This window comes from Dysgonomonas sp. HGC4, from assembly GCF_001261715.1.
GTDB lineage: Bacteria > Bacteroidota > Bacteroidia > Bacteroidales > Dysgonomonadaceae > Dysgonomonas_A.
In genome coordinates this window covers 37,833-58,118 of sequence record NZ_CVRU01000092.1, presented here as the reverse complement: position 1 = coordinate 58,118, position 20,286 = coordinate 37,833, and the positions used below count along the sequence as shown (strand labels likewise).

At 36.0% G+C, this 20,286-nt stretch carries 18 protein-coding genes; 5 read left to right on the top strand and 13 right to left on the bottom strand.

Annotation, left to right across the window (positions count from 1 at the left end; genetic code table 11):
- Nucleotides 1–59: 59 nt before the first annotated feature.
- The 5 genes from HGC4_RS09550 (at nucleotide 60) to dapA (ending at nucleotide 5,463) form a co-directional block, all read left to right on the top strand.
- Nucleotides 60–824 carry a carboxylesterase family protein gene (locus HGC4_RS09550; protein WP_050709906.1) on the top strand — a complete coding sequence of 255 codons (765 nt, stop codon included), beginning with the start codon at nucleotides 60–62 and terminating at the stop codon, nucleotides 822–824.
- A gap of 242 nt (nucleotides 825–1,066) precedes the next feature.
- On the top strand, nucleotides 1,067–1,684 hold the full coding sequence (locus HGC4_RS09545; protein WP_050709905.1) for a 4'-phosphopantetheinyl transferase family protein: 618 nt from the start codon (nucleotides 1,067–1,069) through the stop codon (nucleotides 1,682–1,684).
- A 165-nt stretch (nucleotides 1,685–1,849) separates the two neighbouring features.
- Nucleotides 1,850–3,847 carry an NAD-dependent DNA ligase LigA gene (ligA, locus tag HGC4_RS09540; RefSeq protein WP_050709904.1) on the top strand — a complete coding sequence of 666 codons (1,998 nt, stop codon included), beginning with the start codon at nucleotides 1,850–1,852 and terminating at the stop codon, nucleotides 3,845–3,847.
- A gap of 13 nt (nucleotides 3,848–3,860) precedes the next feature.
- Nucleotides 3,861–4,382 carry a DUF6913 domain-containing protein gene (locus HGC4_RS09535; protein ID WP_050709903.1) on the top strand — a complete coding sequence of 174 codons (522 nt, stop codon included), beginning with the start codon at nucleotides 3,861–3,863 and terminating at the stop codon, nucleotides 4,380–4,382.
- Between the two features lie 187 nt (nucleotides 4,383–4,569).
- Nucleotides 4,570–5,463, top strand: coding sequence for a 4-hydroxy-tetrahydrodipicolinate synthase (gene dapA, locus HGC4_RS09530; protein ID WP_050709902.1), 894 nt, complete (start codon nucleotides 4,570–4,572; stop codon nucleotides 5,461–5,463).
- 79 nt (nucleotides 5,464–5,542) lie between these two features.
- Here dapA and HGC4_RS09525 read toward each other — a convergent pair whose 3' ends face one another.
- The 13 genes from HGC4_RS09525 to HGC4_RS09465 all read right to left on the bottom strand — a co-directional run bounded on the left by HGC4_RS09525 (nucleotide 5,543) and on the right by HGC4_RS09465 (nucleotide 20,045).
- Nucleotides 5,543–7,600, bottom strand: a complete 2,058-nt coding sequence (locus HGC4_RS09525) for a dipeptidyl-peptidase 3 family protein (RefSeq protein WP_050709901.1) — start codon at nucleotides 7,598–7,600, stop codon at nucleotides 5,543–5,545.
- A gap of 210 nt (nucleotides 7,601–7,810) precedes the next feature.
- Nucleotides 7,811–8,929: a universal stress protein gene (locus HGC4_RS09520; protein WP_050709900.1), complete on the bottom strand. Its 1,119-nt coding sequence runs from the start codon at nucleotides 8,927–8,929 to the stop codon at nucleotides 7,811–7,813.
- A gap of 7 nt (nucleotides 8,930–8,936) precedes the next feature.
- Nucleotides 8,937–9,191 (bottom strand): hypothetical protein, encoded by a 255-nt coding sequence (locus HGC4_RS09515; RefSeq protein ID WP_050709899.1) that lies wholly within the window; start codon nucleotides 9,189–9,191, stop codon nucleotides 8,937–8,939.
- A 56-nt stretch (nucleotides 9,192–9,247) separates the two neighbouring features.
- Nucleotides 9,248–9,976, bottom strand: a complete 729-nt coding sequence (locus HGC4_RS09510; protein WP_050709898.1) for a phosphatase PAP2 family protein — start codon at nucleotides 9,974–9,976, stop codon at nucleotides 9,248–9,250.
- A 3-nt stretch (nucleotides 9,977–9,979) separates the two neighbouring features.
- Nucleotides 9,980–10,738: an SH3 domain-containing protein gene (locus HGC4_RS09505; protein WP_050709897.1), complete on the bottom strand. Its 759-nt coding sequence runs from the start codon at nucleotides 10,736–10,738 to the stop codon at nucleotides 9,980–9,982.
- A gap of 7 nt (nucleotides 10,739–10,745) precedes the next feature.
- Nucleotides 10,746–12,575 carry a BatD family protein gene (locus HGC4_RS09500; RefSeq protein ID WP_050709937.1) on the bottom strand — a complete coding sequence of 610 codons (1,830 nt, stop codon included), beginning with the start codon at nucleotides 12,573–12,575 and terminating at the stop codon, nucleotides 10,746–10,748.
- Nucleotides 12,576–12,675: 100 nt separating this feature from the next.
- The gene (locus tag HGC4_RS09495; protein WP_050709896.1) at nucleotides 12,676–13,935 is read right to left on the bottom strand and encodes a BatD family protein; all 1,260 of its coding nucleotides are present in this window, start codon (nucleotides 13,933–13,935) and stop codon (nucleotides 12,676–12,678) included.
- 5 nt (nucleotides 13,936–13,940) lie between these two features.
- Nucleotides 13,941–14,681 (bottom strand): tetratricopeptide repeat protein, encoded by a 741-nt coding sequence (locus HGC4_RS09490; RefSeq protein WP_050709895.1) that lies wholly within the window; start codon nucleotides 14,679–14,681, stop codon nucleotides 13,941–13,943.
- A gap of 71 nt (nucleotides 14,682–14,752) precedes the next feature.
- Entirely contained in the window at nucleotides 14,753–15,775 is a 1,023-nt protein-coding gene (locus HGC4_RS09485) for a vWA domain-containing protein (RefSeq protein WP_050709894.1), read from the bottom strand.
- Nucleotides 15,776–15,845: 70 nt separating this feature from the next.
- Nucleotides 15,846–16,829 (bottom strand): vWA domain-containing protein, encoded by a 984-nt coding sequence (locus HGC4_RS09480; protein ID WP_050709893.1) that lies wholly within the window; start codon nucleotides 16,827–16,829, stop codon nucleotides 15,846–15,848.
- A gap of 14 nt (nucleotides 16,830–16,843) precedes the next feature.
- Nucleotides 16,844–17,953, bottom strand: a complete 1,110-nt coding sequence (locus HGC4_RS09475; RefSeq protein WP_050709892.1) for a hypothetical protein — start codon at nucleotides 17,951–17,953, stop codon at nucleotides 16,844–16,846.
- Between the two features lie 97 nt (nucleotides 17,954–18,050).
- On the bottom strand, nucleotides 18,051–18,929 hold the full coding sequence (locus tag HGC4_RS09470) for a DUF58 domain-containing protein (protein WP_050709891.1): 879 nt from the start codon (nucleotides 18,927–18,929) through the stop codon (nucleotides 18,051–18,053).
- A 123-nt stretch (nucleotides 18,930–19,052) separates the two neighbouring features.
- Complete coding sequence (locus HGC4_RS09465; protein WP_050709890.1) at nucleotides 19,053–20,045, bottom strand: AAA family ATPase; 993 nt, start codon at nucleotides 20,043–20,045, stop codon at nucleotides 19,053–19,055.
- Nucleotides 20,046–20,286: the final 241 nt, after the last annotated feature.

Below are 20,286 nucleotides of genomic sequence, written 5' to 3'. Positions count from 1 at the left end.
TCTCATACCTTTAATAAAATGCAGTAATAAATATTCAAAACGAATTAATTATTAACAATATGAAATCGAAATTATTAATTGTACTCTTGTTTTTCTGTTCCACTCTTACTTATGCACAGTTTGAGGCAGCAAGCTATATGATCAACGGTTACACCCTACCCTATCAGGTAATGTTTCCGAAAGATTATGATGCAACCAAACAATATCCACTTCTGGTATTCTTACACGGAGCGGGCGAACGTGGTGATGACAACGAAAAACAGCTTACGCATGGTAAAGATTTCTTGATTAATAATTTTCAAGCCGAATATCCTGCAATAGTTATTGCACCTCAATGTCCTGCCACAACTTATTGGGCAAACGTAGAAAGGCAAACTTTCAAGAATCAAACTACATTTACATTCGGTCTTTCGGATAAAGCAACTCCTTCCATGGAGACTTTAACCTCGTTAATAACCAATTGGGTGAACTCTGGAAAAGTAGATCAAAGTAAAGTATATGTAGGAGGTCTATCGATGGGAGGTATGGGCACATACGAACTCCTGTGGCGTATGCCGAATACTTTTGCAGCAGCTTTTGCTATATGCGGTGGTGGAGATGTTTCTAAAGTACAATATTACACGAAGAATACAGCTCTTTGGATATTTCACGGATCGGCAGACAATGTAGTTCCCGTACAGTTTTCGCAACAAATGTACGAGAATCTAAAAACTGCAGGAAATGAAGTTAAATACACCGAGTATCCCGATGTTAATCATGGTAGTTGGGTAAATGTATTTCAAAATAAAGAACTAGTTCCGTGGTTATACAGCCACAAAAAATGATTTTTCATAGAAATCAGTTTAAGAGTCTTTGAGTATCTAATACTTAAAGACTCTTTTTTTAGAAGCTAAAATCTTTTTGTTGTTTTGATTAATAAAGCCATTGAAGAAAGTTATCATTTGAGAATATATAATTAAATGCTTTCTTTTACTTATTTAGTACATTTGCCAAGTGTAAAAACTAGCATCTAACAACACGAGGTATAAGTCTAATAGGTCTGAGACCCTTATTTAATATTAAAACAATGCTTATTTATAAAGAAGAAAATAGTAACTACAAGTGGGGAATCTGGAAAATGGAGGAAGCCCCTGAGCTACTACTGTCTCAACTCAATAATAAGCAGGACTTAGTCGATTTTACACAAACGGTGTCTTCTTCTGCCCGAACATTCGAACGGATAGCTGTAAGAGTGCTTCTTAAAACTCTTTTGAATGAAGAAAAGACAATAAATTATCATCCTAACGGAAAACCATATTTCGAAGATCAATCTATAAATCTATCAATATCGCATACTAAAGATTATGTCGCTGTTATACTTTCTCAATCTCCATTGGTAGGTATTGATATAGAATACATTTCCGACAGAGTAAAGCGTGTTCGTTCTCGCTTTATTTCAGATTTGGAATATATCGACTCCGAAAATGAAATAATACATCTGCTACTACACTGGTCGGCTAAGGAAACAATGTACAAAGCATTAAGCAAGGAAAAGATAGACTTAAAGAACAATTTCCATATTCATTCATTTGTACCTCAGCAGCAAGGAAGCTTCAAAGCTTCTGAAACATTTACCGAAAACAACCTTCAATTTCAGATACAATACATTGTTACTGATGATTATGTTGTAACATATACGGTTTAAGATTTGCACTCATAAAATATTTCTAATTAATTTCGTATTTTTGTATCACATCTCAATAAGATCACACATCTTATTATTGCTTTCGCAGGGTATAATAACCTAAAAAAGTATAGCTTCTATCATAAAGCAATAAATATTTAATGTTACTTAATAGCATATCAACAAATGGAATCCATCGGGCAGCAAATAGAACAGTTAAGAGAAGAACTGAACAAGCATAATTACAATTATTATGTGTTGTCTAACCCCACAATATCAGATTTTGACTTCGATAAGAAAATGCAAGAACTTATCGACCTAGAAACTGCTCACCCTGAGTATGCAGACTCAAGCTCTCCTTCACAACGGGTAGGCAGCGATATTACTAAAACATTTAATCAGGTAGAGCATATCTATCCAATGCTTTCACTTTCGAATACGTATTCGGAAGCCGAAGTTGTGGAGTTTTACAATAGGGTAAAAAAAGACCTGAACGATGATTTCGAAATTGTTTGTGAATTAAAATATGATGGAGCTTCTATCTCTCTTACCTATACCAATGGAAAACTAACTCAAGCAGTAACCAGAGGAGACGGTGTTAGAGGAGACGATATTACAGCCAATGTAAAAACAATCAGAAGTATACCCTTATCATTAAGAGGCAATGATTATCCTCCTTTATTCGAAATAAGGGGAGAAATACTAATGCCTTGGCAAGTATTTGAGGATTTAAATAAAGACCGAGCAGAACAAGAAGAGAACCTTTTTGCAAATCCGAGAAATGCAACATCTGGAACTCTTAAGTTACAAGATTCTAAGATTGTAGCATCTCGTAAACTGGATGCTTATTTATATTATATGCTTGGTGAAGATTTGCCAGCAAATGGTCATTACGAAAACCTACTGAAGGCTCGCGAATGGGGTTTCAAGACATCCGATGCTACCATTAAATGCAGCACTTTAGAAGAAGTATTTGCTTTTATAAAGAAATGGGATGTAGAAAGAAAGAACTTACCTGTTGCTACCGATGGTATCGTTCTGAAAGTAAACTCTTTATTGCAACAAAAGAATCTAGGATATACAGCCAAATCGCCCCGATGGGCTATTGCATATAAGTTTCAGGCAGAGCAAGAGGTTACACGCTTATTGTCTGTTTCATATCAAGTCGGACGAACTGGAGCAGTTACTCCCGTTGCAAACCTCGATCCCGTAAAACTATCGGGAACCACAGTTAAACGAGCATCACTATATAATGCCGATGCCATTGATGCACTAGATTTGCATATCAATGATATGGTATATGTAGAAAAAGGAGGAGAAATAATCCCTAAGATTACTCGTGTAGATATTGATGCCAGAGAGGCAGGCAATCCTAAAGTCGAATTCATCACAGAATGTCCCGAATGTGGAACAACTCTGATAAGAGACGAAGGAGAAGCCGCTTATTACTGTCCTAATTATATGGGATGTCCTCCGCAAATTAAAGGACGAATAGAGCATTACCTTACTCGTAAGGCAATGGATATTGCAGGTGGTTCGGAAACCGTGGAACATCTCTTCAATGCAGGATTGATACACAATGTTGCAGACTTATATACCCTACAATGGGAACAAGTTGCAGAATTAGAAAGATGGGCTGAAAAGAGTGCCAAAAACCTAATTCAAAGTATTGCCGATTCAGTAAATATACCCTATCCAAGAGTGCTTTATGCATTAGGAATACGGTTTGTGGGAGAAACGGTAGCTAAAAAAGTAGCTAAAGCTTTTCCTTCAATAGACTTATTGATGCAAGCAACTGTTGAACAACTTGTTGAAGTAGACGAAATAGGCGAACGCATTGCACAAAGTATAGTTGATTTCTTCAAGAAAGAAGAAAATCAAGATATTATTAGTAAATTACGTCAGTTTGGAATACAATTCGAAACATGTGAGAGTATTACAGATCAACATACCAATAAATTAAGTGGCTTGACAATTGTAATAAGCGGAACATTCGAGAAGCATTCGAGAGACGAATATAAATCACTGATAGACCTAAATGGGGGCAAAAACAGTGGTTCTATTTCTGCTAAAACAAATCATCTGTTGGCTGGTGCCAATATGGGACCTGCTAAATTAGAGAAGGCGCAGAAACTAGGTGTAAATATCCTCACAGAGGATGAGTTTTTAAAAATGATAAAATAATCATACTTAATATATGCTGGATTATTTTTTACAAAGAAGTATACAATCTCAATTAAAGAACAACAAGAGACAACATAGATTCCTCAATTTTGAGAGAATGCAAAATGTTGTTGTGTTATTTGACATTCAGGACTGGGAAATGGTGGCTCCTATTATCGAGGATCTACAAAACCATGGCAAATACGTTATGCCATGGACAGTAAAGCTCAAATCGGTACAAGGACAGGCATCATTGCCTACCCTACCATCTAATGTGAGAGTTATAGATACTCACAAGGATCTTGATTGGAAACGTTTGATTCGTCCTGTTATACTTACTGAATTTGATAATCTGAAATACGATACTTTTCTCGATTTATCATTAGAGCCGAATGATTACACAAAATCTCTACTTGTACGTAACAAAAGTAATTTCTGCTTGGGTTTTACAAAGAAAGAAGAAAAATTGTATGATTTTATAATTCTAAAAGAAGAAGATCAAAGCCTTTTCGAAGCATACGAACAATTGAAAATTTATCTGGCACATATACAATAAAGGTTTTACATCCTTTTATTGCTTCGATAAATAGAATAACGATAGATAGTTATAATTGTAATATTACAAATTGACACTTCTATAACTGAAAAAGAGACTTATAGTATTTTACACTAGTTAAAATTGTGTTATCTTTACATCAACTTTCAGAAAGAAGGTCAACAAGAAAAAAGATTGAATTGAACTTATGTCAAGAATTAATCTAAGAGGTGTAGGAGTCGCTTTTATTACTCCTTTCAAAGAAGATGAGAGTGTCGATTATGAAGCTCTTATCAGACTTGTTGATTATCAGATACAAAACAACACCGATTATCTTGTTGTACTGGGAACAACCGCCGAAACTGCGACTCTGACCGAAGCTGAGAAAACAAAAATTGTAGAAACCGTTATCCATAGAGTAAACGGAAGAATACCTATTGTTTTGGGCGTTGGGGGAAATAATACCCGTGCAATTGTTGATCAGTTGAAAAACGATAATTTCGAAGGAATTGACGCTATCCTATCTGTCGTTCCATATTACAATAAACCCTCACAAGAAGGTATATACCAACATTACAAAGCAATAGCAGAAGCATCTAAGCTTCCGGTTATACTTTATAATGTACCCGGACGTACAGCAGTAAATATGACTGCTGAAACAACCCTGCGTTTAGCCAATGAGTTCAGTAATATAGTAGCTATCAAAGAGGCTTCGGGAGATATGGCTCAAATGGATGATATAATCAAACGTAAGCCTGAAAATTTTGATGTCATTTCTGGAGACGATGGCATTACATTTCCTCTTATCACATTAGGCGCAATTGGTGTTATATCCGTTATAGGAAATGCTTTTCCTAAGGAATTTAGCCGTATGACTCGTCTTGCACTTGAAGGTGATTATCAAAGTGCACTCACTATACATCATAGCTTTAGCGAACTCTTCAAGCTTTTATTTATAGATGGAAATCCTGCGGGAGTAAAATCGATGTTGCACATGATGGGATATATCGAAAATAAACTTCGCTTGCCATTAGTACCTACTCGTATTACTACATTCGAGCAAATACGTTTGGTATTAAATGAACTGAATATAAAATGCTAGTTTAAAATACAGCTTAGTTATTATAAAAAGAGCTTGCAATATTTTGCAAGCTCTTTTCTATTATATAAGTATAGCACTATCAATTATAGGTTGGCAGTGAAGAGAAGTCTTTAGAATATCTCAACATTTGCTCTACATAACCTTCATTATACGAAATCTTGACATCTTTAATCTTACCGTCTTTGTCCGTTACAGCTTCAAAAACAGGATTCACAAAACCTTTATATGGTTTTAAGTTAAGAGCTTTGTATCTATCTAACACCTCAGTAAGTAGTTTTTGATCTACTTGCACCGCATAATTCTCAACTAAACTCTTAGCACCATTAAAATCGCCTTCTGATTTCACACGCTGTATTTCAGCCAATAATTGTCCGAATAGGTTGCGAAGTTTAGCATAGTCATTTACAACAACAAAAGTCTTTCCGTCACGTTGTTTAAATTCAACCACATTATCAGCTTTTCCTTTTTCATACACCCATCTGGCAATTAACTGACGATTACGCATATGTGCTTCCTCTATAGTTTTTCCAGGTTCGATACGGGTCAACTGAGTCATCAATCCGTTCATCATAAAGCGATAGTACTCTGCTTTGAAAGCATCTGCACTTGGTATAATACCTAACTCTACCAATTTGGGATCAGCAATATAATACAACCCGAATAAGTCGGCACGAGCTTCTTCAATAGTAGAACCATAAGCTTTCAGAGCATCAGGATCAACTCCCGGCATTAATTGTCCTGAACCATGTCCTAGTATTTCATGTAAATCGGTATGTAATACATCAGTAATAAAACCATATTTATGAAGTAAGTCCAATTCAACTGGAGACCATACAAATTCTTGACTGAATCCGCTATGTTCAGCAGCTTTATCATACGCCTCCATGATGTTTTCGATTGTTACCGATTTAGAGCCATAATCCTTACGTATCCAGTTCGAGTTGGGTAAGTTTATACCAATGGGTGTAGAAGGATAACAGTCGCCTCCTAATTGGGCAACAGTAATAACCTTAGCAGTTACACCTTTCACCTCTTCTTTGCGGAAACGTGGATCAACTGGAGAATGGTCTTCAAACCATTGTGCATTCGTACTGATTATCTCTGTACGTTTTGTAGCTTCGGTATTCTTAAAGTTTACCGTAGATTCCCAACTAGCTTTCATTCCCAAAGGATCGCCATAGCTTTCGGTAAAGCCATTCACAAAATCCACACGTGACAATGAGTCTTGAACCCAAGCAATAGCATATTTATCGAATGTTTTCAAATCGCCTGTTGTATAGAATGAGATAAGCTTTTCGATAACGGTCTTTTGCGCATCGTTTTCGGCAACTCCTTTAGCCTTTTCAAGCCATCCTACAATACGTTCTATTGCCGGAGAATACAATCCTCCCACTTTCCATACTTTCTCTACTAATTTGCCGTTCTCTTTTACTAAACGACTATTCATTCCATACATAATGGGTGTAGAGTCGTTTGGATTCTTCATTTTAGCATAGAATGCCTCTACTTCTTCTTGGGTAACTCCATCACCATAGTAATTGTTAGCTGATGTCTTGATTAAGTCTACACCATCTGCCTGATTTACTTTTTTAGCCATCACATTCGGGTCGAACATCACCGGCTCTATCATTGTAAAGAAATCCTCAACAGTTTGATTTTCCATTACCGGAACTTTATCTGCAGGAAGTTTTTTGACTTCTGCTTCAAAAAATTCTTTTGAGAATCCCGGTAAAAACTTTTCCTCTCCATAATGGTGATGAATTCCGTTCGAAAACCATACTCTTTTCAAGTAAGTTTCGAATTCTTGATAATTCTTATCTGCTTTATCTCCACTGTAATTTGCATATATAGCTTCGAGTGTACGACGGATTGCCAGATTATACTTTCCATTCTGATCATACAATATATCACGACCTTCGGCTGCTGCCTGAGCTAGATAATATATCAATTCTTTTTGCTCCAAACTCAAAGATTCGAATTCAGGAACTTTATAACGCAATATCTGCAAATCTGCAAATGCGTCTACCTCATACGTAAAATTGTCATCTTGAGAAGTTGTATTCTGGGAATTATTTCCTCCACAACTGCCAAAGACGATAGACAGTCCAGTCATTGCCATCGCTATTGTCTTCTTCATTAGTTTATTAAATAAATATTATTTTTCGGGTATCTTCTTGCTTATTAGTTTTTCGGTTTTATATTGAAAGAGAGAAACACAATCATCAGCTAGCACCTAACAACGGCACATCAAGTAATTACTGATGCCTATTTACAACAAATATAGAATCTACCCGATAATAAACGGGTGGATCCTATATTTGATTATGCGTGTAAAACAGATAAGTAGTTACCCCCGTAAAACAAATAACGGAATATCTGATTGAAATAACATTTTGCGAGATACACTAGGACGGAACATACGTGTAAATAGATTCCTCTTAGCAGTAGTTAACGCTATAACATCAATGTTAGCATCTTGAACAAATTGCTCTAAACTAACAAGACTATCGGTACTTGATATCAGTTTATAATCAATCTTGATATTACTATATTGCTTTTCGAAATACGATTGTATTCCTTCTAATTTTATTAAAGTCCATTTATCCGTTTTCTTATCCTCAATATGAGTCAAGTGGATTTTAACCTCTTCATGATTGAAGAACTCCATCATAGCCGCAAATGAAACTAAATCTCTTTGGCTAAAATTAGTCAGAAAAGATATATTCTTTACTTGACGGAAATCGGTAAAAGTTGTTCTCTCTGGGATTGCCAATAAAGGTATTCCGGTCATCTCAATTACTTCTGCGGTAACACTTCCGATAAGGTCAGCACTTTTCTGATCTTTTCCTCGTGTACCCATCACTATCAACGAAGGCTTGTAATCCTTAGCATAAGCTACAATTTCTTCTTCCGGCAATCCTTCTTTCAAAACATAAGAATAATTGATTGGAGGAAATTCGCCACTAGCTATTTTTTGATCGATAGTACTACATAATTTCTGAATATCTCTATTTACTCTCTCTAGTATATTCTGAAAATCCGCTTCCTCTTTACCTTGGTAAGCAAATGCTTCTGCCATAGGCAATGCAGTAGGATAATATGGATTAAAATATACGTGAACAATCTTAACCTTAGCCTTTATTTCTTTGGCTAAATTAAAAGCTATGCGACAAGCTTTTAATGAGTAATCGGAAAAATCGACAGGAACCAAAATACGCTTGCGCCCATCATCGGTTCTATAAGTTTCGGGTTCACTGTAGCTAAATAAGTTACGACTCTCCACTACATTCAAAGCCTTAGGTAAATCCGATTCTTTTATTTTAATACGTACTCCTGTGGTAGCATTGGAATCTTTATCCCCCACATCCTCCATCAACACTGAGATGTTTTCGCTCTCAAGCACCGATTTCAAAATCTGAGCCTTTTCATTTGTATGAATGGCAAGTGTTACTAATTTATCGCTCATAATCTATTTACTTTTTTTCTTTATCAATCATCTCTAAAGCCATATCCAGTATAGAGGTATCTTCGAGTAGCACAATCCCACCATTGGGACCTGATTCGATATGTACCCCACAACTTTCGCCGTCTTTATAACTATGTCCTCCGAAGTAATTCCATACGGTTTCTACAGTTAGGTTCAATTCTTTTGCCATTTGATGGATACTTCCATCGGGCAAACTGTCTTTAATCTTACGAAGCTCATTGTATGCAATGGTTTTTGTCATGATGAAATATGTTAAGGTTCAGACTAAAATTGTTGCTTTAAAATTAAGCAATCATTTTAAAAGAACCAACGAAACCCGTACATAAAATTCATAAAGCTTATTATAAAAAGTGTTATGACTATTACACCTATGGTTAAGCACACAATATTAGCTCGAAGATGGGAGTAGGCAGGCACCTTTACTTCCTCGGTTGTTTCTTTAAGAAATTTTAGCCGCCCGTATTGAAAGAACAGATACACTAAAAAGCCTACTATAAAACCCAAAAATATGCCGCCTATAACATCCGATATAAAATGAACACCTAAATATATACGTGAATAGCATGTTACTGTTGCCCACGAAAATATAACGACTGTAAACCGCCTGTATTTAAAAACAAGAGAAAGAAAGGTTGCAATACCAAAACCATTGGCTGCATGAGCCGAAATAAAGCCAAATCGCCCCCCTCTATAATTGTTTACAATAGTTACATAATCTTTAAAATCGGGGTGATGACTAGGACGCAATCTTTCAAATATTGGTTTTATTACTCCTGCCGATAATTGGTCGCACAATGTGCCTAATAGAATCATACTGAATAGAAGCAATAACCCTAATTTCCAGTTTTTTTTATAGAAAAAAATCCCCAACCCGACCAATACGAGAGGAATCCAAGTTGCTTTACCACTGTACATCCACATAAAACTGTCCCAAAAGACATTATGGAATTCATTTAACCAAAGAAAAGTTTCTCTTTCGTAAGGTAAAATCTGTTCAACCAGACTCTCCGGGTTCGTTTCTATCATGTATTATATAATTTCTAATTTATCTTCCTGTATCCATCCCACACTACCATCTGCAATTTCTATTTCGTACCAGCTACCATCCACTTTGGTTATAGTAACTTTAGTACCTGCATGCAAAATGAATAACTCTTTGGATGTTGTGTTAGGCGAACTAACTACCGGTGCCGAGCCAGCCATAATAATTGCCGTATCCCTATTCTCTACATTTTTCTTCTGAGTATATGCAAATACATTTGTAAAAATAAGAAGTCCAAACAATACGATTCCTGCATAAAATCCGGTTTTCTTTAAAGTTAATTTAGCACTAAAGAAAAACAGAAATAGACTACCTATTAAAAGAACAAAGAATACGATTGATAACACAGCCCAACTATTAGAAGGAAGAAGATCTCTTACCCCTTCAAACCACATTTTGAGAAAGAAATTATCTGCTGTAAGAATCTTGTCTTCTATTTTTGTTTGAGTATACTCAATATTATGCTTTATATCTCGATCTCCAGGACTATATAACTGAGCCCGCTCATAATTAAGTATAGCCTGCGGTACTTCATTCACTCTAAAATATGCATTCCCCAAATTATAATATAATTCGGATGAGACCTTACCTTGTTCTTTTTGAGCTTTTATCTCCCCTTCAAGAAGAGTTATCGCATCTCTGAAGTCTCCCTCCTGATATGCTTTTGCTGCTTGTTCAGCCACATTTTGAGCACTTATGCCAAATGTGGAAATTATGATTAAAAATGATACTAATAGCTGTTTCATAGCAATCTTACTTTTTTATTCTAGAATTTTCCATTTCGCCAATTGCATCAACTGCATCCTTATACAGATCGTCCATTGCAGTGTCTGATTCAACAGGAGCATAACGAGCAAACTCACAAGTATCCAATATAGAAATAAACTTAGCTATAAGCTCCTCTGAAGCTCCAAATCGAATAAGTTCTTGCTCTATATTATCTCTACTTAATTCTGCCACCGGAATAACAAGCTTATCACTCAAATATCCCCAAGCTGCACGTAATACCTCCTCATAGAATTGTTCTTTCTTATGAGCTTGTAGATATTTACCTGCCAATTTGAGACGCTTAATTGCAACTTTGTTAGCTCGTTTAGTTTTCATTCTTGCAATATCTGCATTCTCTTGAATTTGCTTACGATATAGAATAAAGAAAATTATAAATAACAACGAAGGTATTATATACCATAACCAATAACTAAGCGACCCGAAAACAAAACTATCTACAGAAACTAAAGCTGGTTGGCCTGTTTTAATGTGTCTGATATCCTGCTCTACCTGAACATCCGATTGAGTAAAACTCGTTGCCGAATTACTTCCAGCATTAGGATCTTTGGCTACATTAAGAGTATATTCGGGTGTCGAGATTGTTTTGTACGATCTCGTTTTAATATCAAAGTAAGATAATGTCAAAGGTGGTATTTTGAATGTACCTTGATAACGAGGAATAAATAGATATTCAATCGTTTTTGTACCAGTCAATCCATTATCTGTATATTTCAGATCATTTGTTATCTTAGGGTCATACGATTCAAAGTCCTTAGGAAGTTCTAGTTCTGGAGTTTTAATTAATTTCATATTTCCCGTACCCGAAATCACAAGCTTGATCGTAACAGGATCATTCGCTTTTATGTCCGTAGCCGAAATAGAAGGTGTCATAGAGAATGTTCCTACTCCGTTTGAGAAATTTGCAGGCTTTCCTTCAGGTAATGGACTTACATCAATAGTAAGAGGACTTGTAGTCATCGTTTTCTTAACATCAGTCATTACATATTGAGGTCCAAAAAACGTTTGAACAGTTTTACCCGACTTCACATTAAACACCATCTCTATCTTACCCGATGGTATAGTGATCTTACCCGATCGTTGTGGAAAGAGAAGAGTTCTTCTCAAATCTACAGCATAATAGTTTCGACCATTATAATGTTCAAAAACCATCTGACGAGTTGGGGTTAAAGGTTGTTCTTCAACCATAAAGCCGTCAAACTCGGGAAATTCAATTTTTCCAATATCTCTAACTTCAAGCGTAGTATAAAAGCGGAAAGTCACCACAAACGACTCTTGTTCAGAAACTTTCGATTTAGAAACAATTGCTCTGATAAAAGCATCCGTAGAATTTATATTCTGAGCTGTAGAAGTTGCAGCCGAGGTTTGACCTCCTCCACCGTTACCAGATTGCTGAGCCTGTGCATTTTTATCGGGAGGCAATACTTTGACCTGAACCGAATTCGATGTATAGCTTTTTCCGTTAACCGTTATCGAAGCTGCAGGAATAGTAAATGTACCTTCCGAATTAGCATTTAAAGTATAGATATACGACTCCGAAGAATCGGTAGTTACATTACCGTTGATAATCTGCGTACTGGAGCTCGTAGATATAGCCGGTCCATACAAGATATCGAATCCTTTGATTGATGATGGTGCATTAATATTACTACCTTCCCCACCCTTTAATGTATAAACGAGTCTAAACTGATCTCCTTTAGCAACCGCAGCGGGAGCATTGGCTGTAAACTTTACATTCTGTGCATTTAGTCCTAAACTAAGGAATAAAAGTGTCCATAATAACAAATGTCTTTGCATCTTTTGCCTGTACATTATCATATTTCTTTAACTAATCCCTTTTTATATAAATACTCTTTTAATCTGATCTGTCATATTTCTGCAAATATAATTATATATCTCAATATCGGCTGGCAACCACAGTTCCTTTAATCTTATGTTCGTCTACGGCAATAGTATATTCCGAGGATGTAAGCACATTGTAAGTACCCGATTCAGGATCTAAATAAACAAACCTCGCAGGAGGAATTCTATACGTGCCAGATTCCTTTGCAATGATAAGATACCCAAAAGTTTTATCACTTTGTATCCCCGAATCACCAAAGAAAGAATAATCCTCACTTTTCAGATCATATATCTCAAGACCATTGGGTAAGTCTAAAATGGGAGCCGAGGCTAAGCCCAAATCACCAATACCTTCAATAGTTAGCTTTAACGCAAAAAGTTCTCCAACCTTGACCTGAGAACCTTTGATTTCCGACCGTAATTTAAATTTACCTATTGCATCGGAAAAGTCGTCGGGCTTATTTTTAGGTAATGTAACAACTCTTACAGAGATTGGTTCAGACTTTAGCAGTTTATCCACTCCTTCACCTCTCTTTTCGCCCGGATAAAGACCTTTTCGAGGCTCATCCAAAGCCCGTTTATCAAATGTAAATGCAGCCTGAACTTCGGGTATAGTTAGTTTACCTACACGATTGGGATATATTACAATTTTCCTCAGATCAGACACTGAGTATAACCCTCCATTATATTTTTCCTGCCTAAAAACAGGAATACCCTCATGATCATAGAAAGGCTTACCACCGACCTCAAAATCAGCCAGTACCAGATAGTCAGTATCCTTAACCTCAAGTATAGGTACTTTTGTATATAATTGACAAGACAAGACGATAGCCTCATCTTCATATATTTCCGTCCTCGAAACCTGCGTTCTCAAAAAAGCATCAATATCATACTGAAAATGCTCTGAATTTTCGCCCTCACCCAATACCTTTAATTGAACTTCGCCAGTCTTGTATTCTACTCCTTCAATTTCGACAGTAGATACAGGCATAGAAAAAGTACCTTTTTCTTTCGCCTCTACAATATAGAGATAGGATTTCCAGACTTCATAATTTGTACCAGAATGACTGGCATTATTAGAAATATGAGGTCCGCTTTTTATTTCAAAATTATCGCTAAACCTAGGTATTCTAAAATTCAGACCATCCCTTGCTCCTTTTAAAACATACTCCAAACGAAATGTTTCGCCTACATTCACCACTGGAGGAGTCCTCACTTCAAAACTTATATTGTCAGCAGTTAATCCTCCACTAAAAATAGATAGTAAAATAAGAATAAGAAATTTAGATGCTGTCGCATTATGTGTAACACCCATCTATCTTACCAGTCTTTATTTTGTTTCTTATTATTTTCGTTCTGTTTCTTCCTTTCGGCAGCTTTCAGTTGTTGAACACGCTCTTGTGTTTCTTTTTCGTCCTGCTCAATAGCTTTCAAGAGTTGCTGAATATTCTCCTGCGACATTTGATTTTGCTGATCCTGTTTTTGATCGTCTTTCTTCTGATCTTGTTTTTGATCCTTGTCTTTATCCTGATCCTTGTTTTGATCTTTATTCTGGTCCTTATTTTGATCCTTGTTCTGATCTTTGTTTTTATCCTTATCCTGGTCTTTATCTTTGTCTTTATTATCCTGATCTTGAATCATCTTTTGAACCGTTGCCAAATTGTATCTGGTTTCCTCATCATTAGGATTCAATCGTAGCGCTTTTTTATAAGCCTCCATTGATTGTTTTAATTCCTTTTTTCTCAAAAAAGAATTACCTACATTATGCCATGCTGTACTCATCTTTACAGGATCGGTATTTTCAGCAGCCAGGTATTGTTGATATGTTTTCAACGCCTCATCAATATTGCCTTGTTTATAATATGTATTTGCCAAATTATAAATAGCCTCTTTTGATGATGCGTTTTTAGTTAAAGCAGCTTTATAACTAGCTTCGGCAGCATTGTATAATTGCTCTTTATATGAGTTGTTTCCTTGTCTGATAGCCTTTCTTACCTCACGTTGAGCAAAAAGCCCGAAAGAAACAGCTAGCATTAATATAGTAAGAGTTATTTGTTTCATAATCACCTTATAAGTACTTTCAACTTTTTTTCGTCATATAGTTCTGTCTAAAGCAGAAGTGCTGACCTTTATTATCTAAATAATCTTATGTTTCTGAATATTCTATTTTTCTTATCGAAAATACATATTTCAACCAATAACAGAATCAGCATACACCAAGCAAAGAATTGAAACTTCTCATCATATTCAGAGTATGCACTGCCTTCTACATTTTTCTTTTGCAGTTTATCAAGCTCTGCTTGTAAGCTTTTCAATGCATTGTTCGAGTTATCAGCTCTTACATACATACCTTTTCCTGCCTGAGCGATTTGCTTACACATATCTTCATTCAATTTAGTGACAACAATATTACCTTCATTGTCTTTCTTCATTTCATTGCTCGTTGGAGATACCGGAATAGGCGAACCTTCGGGTGAGCCTACACCTACTACATTGATCTGAATACCTGCAGCTGCAGCTTGTTCTGCCAATTGAACTCCATTGTCCTCATGGTCTTCACCATCAGTAATAAGAATTATCGATTTATCGACTTCTTTATCATTCGTAAAACTATTCATAGCAATATTAATAGCACTACCAATTACAGTTCCTTGAACGGGAACTAAAGAAGGATCTATATTTTCGAGGAATATTTTTGCTGATTGAATATCCGTAGTCATCGGTAATTGTACATAAGCCTCTCCGGCAAATACTACAATAGCCACTTTATCATTCTTTCTCTCATCAATGATTCGAGTAAGTATTTGTTTAGCCTTAGATAAGCGGTCAGGGTTTACATCTCGTGCCAACATCGAATTAGATACGTCAATGGCTATCACCAATTCGATACCTTTCTTATCTACTTTTTCTATTTTAGTGCCAAATTGAGGACGGGCAGCTACAATTACGCCAAAAACAATTACAGCAAAAATCAGCCAAAATTTCAAATACGAACGTTTTAAAGAAAGTTCGGGCATTAATCGCTTTATCAGCTTTAAGTCTCCCAATTTCTTTACAGCTTTTAGTTTCTGTATATTCAATAGGATAAATCCTACTACCAAAACAGGTAGTATAAACAACAGATACAAATACTCGGGGTTAGCAAATCGAAACATATCTAAATTTTATATTCGGTGAGGTCTCAGACCTTTTTATTACTATTCAATATCATATACATTACTGTACTTATGGAATACTACGGAATATTGTTCGGCGCAATACAAGTTCGCCCAACAATAAAACTATAGCCATCAAAGCATAAGGCAGATACAGTTCTTGTTTACGGGTAACTTTGTTTACACTGATCAAGTATTTTTCCATTTCATCAATCTGTGTATATATATTCTTAAGACTTTTATTATCTACTGCTCTGAAATATTCTCCACCCGTAACAGATGCTATTTCCGATAGCGTTTTTTCATCTATATCAACCGGTACATTCTGTATGCGTTCACCAAAAGGAGTCATAACCGGAGCAGGTGCAGTACCTTGCGTTCCCACACCAATTGTGTAAACACGTATACCATAACTTTGAGCAAGTTCGGCAGCTGTTATTGGAGCAATCTGTCCTCTATTGTTAGAACCATCAGTCAATAATATAACCACTTTAGATTTCGATTGACTATCCTTTAGTCTGTTTACCGCATTAGCCAATCCTAGCCCAATTGCAGTACCATCTTCTATCATACCCGGTCTTATTTCGTGCAGAAGATTCAGAAGAACACCATGATCGGTAGTCAGAGGAGCTTGAGTAAAGCTTTCTCCGGCAAAGATCACAAGTCCTATTTTATCTTGTTCACGATCCGAAATAAATTCAGCCGCTACTTTTTTGGCGGCTTCTACCCTATTAGGCTTTAAGTCTTGTGCTAACATCGATCCCGACACATCAAGCGCCATTACAATATCAATACCTTCCGATTGTGATGTTTCCCACGAGTTACTCGCTTGAGGACGTGCTATAACTATTATAACTAAAGCTATTGCAACAAGCCTTATTACAAAAGGGAGATGTCTCAAATGTACTTTCCAAGATGATCCTATACCTCTGAAAGCAGCAGTAGACGACATTTTGATAGTCGCTTGTGCCTTCCTCAATTTAAGGATGTACCACACAATAAGTGGGATCAATAATAAAAGCAAAAATAAATATCGAGGGTTTGCAAATTCCATTTTGGACTTATTTTTTAGCTATTAGCATTCGTTGATTTATTCTCCTTACCGTCTTTGTCGCCGGTAATCCGCCAATTTATAGGCTCTTCCTCATGTGGGGCATTATTACCCTGATTAGGTTCGTTTGGATCAGTAGGTATTATAACCTCTTCTTTTTTCGTTTGATTTACAAACAAATAAGCATTGACCAAACTTAAATCGTTTTCATCAGGAAATGGTTTATATTTAGCGAACTTCACTAAATCTGCTAATTTCAATACCTGTTTTAAACTATCAGTAGAAGAATCGGCAATCATGAAATTATTCACAATATTGAGTATCTCATCAGATGTCATTTCAAAAGCACTAACACCGAAACGATCTTCTATATATTTTCTTAAAATATCGGTAACCTCTGTAAAGTATTCTTTTTCTTTCCCTTGCTGCCAAAGTTTCTCTACTTTCACATGGTCTAAAGCATGCAAAGCTATAACGTGTGGAGGTTCAACAACAACTGGTTTGAAATAGTATCCTTTCTTCTTTTTCTGTATATACATATATATACCGATTCCTATCGCAGCCAAAATTAAGAGTATAAGTAAACCTATACCTATATAGATAAGATAATCCTGCCAAACGAAAGGTGGTGTTTGGATCGCTTTTATATCATAAACTCCTAATTTGTCAAACTCTATTGAATCGGTCTGTTGCGTATTTAATTGCTCCAGATAACTCAATGTTGCTTCCGATAGATTAGGCGATACTACCTTCAGTCCAAATCCATTTGATTCTATCGTATCCTTACCATCTATAACCGGTATAAATGGTATGTGATACAAGGCTGAATCGAACGAAGTAACTATATACTTTTGAGTTATAGTCATTACTTCATGTGCATAGATAGTATCAGGCTTAAGCATTGCAAGTACCTCTACTCCACTTACCAAAGTATCGGCAAAAACAGGCATTACCACTTGCCGTCCTTTGGGTGCAATAACTTCTAAACTAATAGTAGCTTGCTGTCCTATTGCTATTTCATAAGGTTGTACAGTTGCTTTAGCTGTTGATCGTTGAGCAACAACTGAAAACTGTATAGAAATACAACTTAATAGAATAGTTAGTATTAATATTTTTTTCCTTAACATAAATATTCTGACATAATTTAAGGTCTAAGACCTATTTTATTACTTTGGTAAGAATGATAATTTTACCTTAAATGCACAAAACTGCAAAAGGGAATTATCATCTCATATAGTTTCGTTTTTGAAATAAAGTCAAAAGACCTTTCACATAATCCTGATCTGTACTCATAGAAACGTTATCTACCCTACTCTTTGTGAAAGATTGCTGAACCTCAAACAACATTTTTTGATAATGCCTATTATAACGCTCTCTTACTTTTTTAGAAGAGGTATCAACCCAAGTTTCTTCCTGAGTTTCGGCATCAACCATCTTCATCAATCCAACCGAAGGCAGTTCAACTTCAAGCTTATCATATATTTGCAATGCCACAAGATCGTGCTTACGGTTAGCGATAGTTAAAGCATTCTGATAATCAAACACATCCAGGAAATCGGAGATCAAAAAAGCTGTACATCTCTTTTTTATGGCATTAGTCAAAAACTTCAATGCCATAGTAAGATCGGTTTGTGTATGAGTGGGTTGAAAATCGAGAAGTTCACGAATTATGTATAGAATGTGTTTCTTTCCTTTTTTAGGAGGTATAAACTTCTCTATTTTATTGGTAAAGAATATTACTCCTATCTTATCATTATTCTGAATAGCCGAGAAAGATAAGGTCGCCGCAATTTCAGTAATGATATCGCGTTTAGTCGCATTCTGAGTTCCAAAGTCGAGACTTCCGGAAACATCAACCAGCAACATTACCGTCATTTCGCGCTCTTCTTCAAAAATTTTGATGAAAGGCTTATTATATCGGGCAGTCACATTCCAATCAATATCGCGAATATCATCTCCATAATTATATTCCCTTACCTCCGAGAAAGCCATCCCCCTGCCTTTAAAAGCAGAGTGATATTGTCCAGCAAAAATATTGCGAGACAATCCCCGAGTTTTGATTTCTATCTGACGTACTTTCTTTAGTAATTCACTTGTTTCCATCTCCTACGTTTTCTTTAAGGTCACAGACCTTTTTATTGCTTTGGTCAGCATCGCAACTTTAATATGTTGCAATGCTATAATAAAAGGATACTCGTTTTGTATCGGTTATTATCCAACCGAGGATCAAGGAACTTCTATTTTGTTTAGGATTTCGCTAACAATCTCGTCAGAAGTAGTATTACTTGCTTCCGCTTCGTATGTAAGACCGATACGGTGACGTAATACATCGTGAGCAACAGCTCTTACATCTTCGGGAATTACATATCCTCTACGTTTGATAAATGCATAAGCTCTTGAAGCTAGTGCTAAACTGATAGATGCACGAGGTGAAGCACCAAATGCAATCATATTCTTCAACGATGGAAGACCATTATCAGCAGGGAAACGTGTTGCAAATACAATATCAACAATATATTTCTCTATTTTTTCATCCAAATATACATCCTTTACAACTTTACGAGCTTCAAGTATTTCATCAGCTTTCAATACTGGTTTTACTTCTTCGTAAGCGTCATTGATATTTTGACGAAGAATTAGTTTTTCTTCTTCTTTCTTAGGATAGTTAATTACCACTTTCAACATAAAACGGTCTACCTGAGCCTCTGGTAATGGATATGTACCTTCTTGCTCTATCGGGTTTTGAGTTGCCATTACTAAGAATGGTTTTGGTAATTTCAATGTAGTTTCGCCAATAGTTACCTGACGTTCCTGCATAGCCTCAAGTAAAGCACTTTGTACTTTAGCTGGAGCACGGTTAATCTCATCCGCTAATACGAAATTAGCAAATACAGGTCCTTTCTTGATAAGAAACTCTTCGTTCTTTTGACTGTATATCATAGTACCGACAACATCGGCAGGCAACAAGTCGGGGGTAAACTGAATACGGTGATAATCTGCCTCAATTAACGAAGCTAGTGTTTTGATTGCAAGCGTTTTTGCCAATCCGGGTACACCTTCCAACAATATATGACCATCAGATAATAGTCCGATCAATAGTGATTCGACCAAATGCTTTTGTCCGACAATCACCTTGTCCATACCCATCATTATCATATTAACGAACGCACTCTTACTCTCTATACGTTCATTTAATTCTCGAATATCAACTTGAGCCATAAGTAGAAAATATTATATTGTTATTTTTTGTTTTTCGTTAAAAGCGTGACAAATTTATAAATGTTAAATGTCAGAATGAATATTTTGTCGTTAAAAAAGATTAAGCCATCCATACTATTTCCAAATCATTCCCAAACTCAACAAATCCATTGTGAATGTGCCTTTTCAAGCCTATAAAAATCCTCATAAAAAGTTGCATGATCAACTTCTAGAAAATCTATTATTACAGAAAATATGTCTA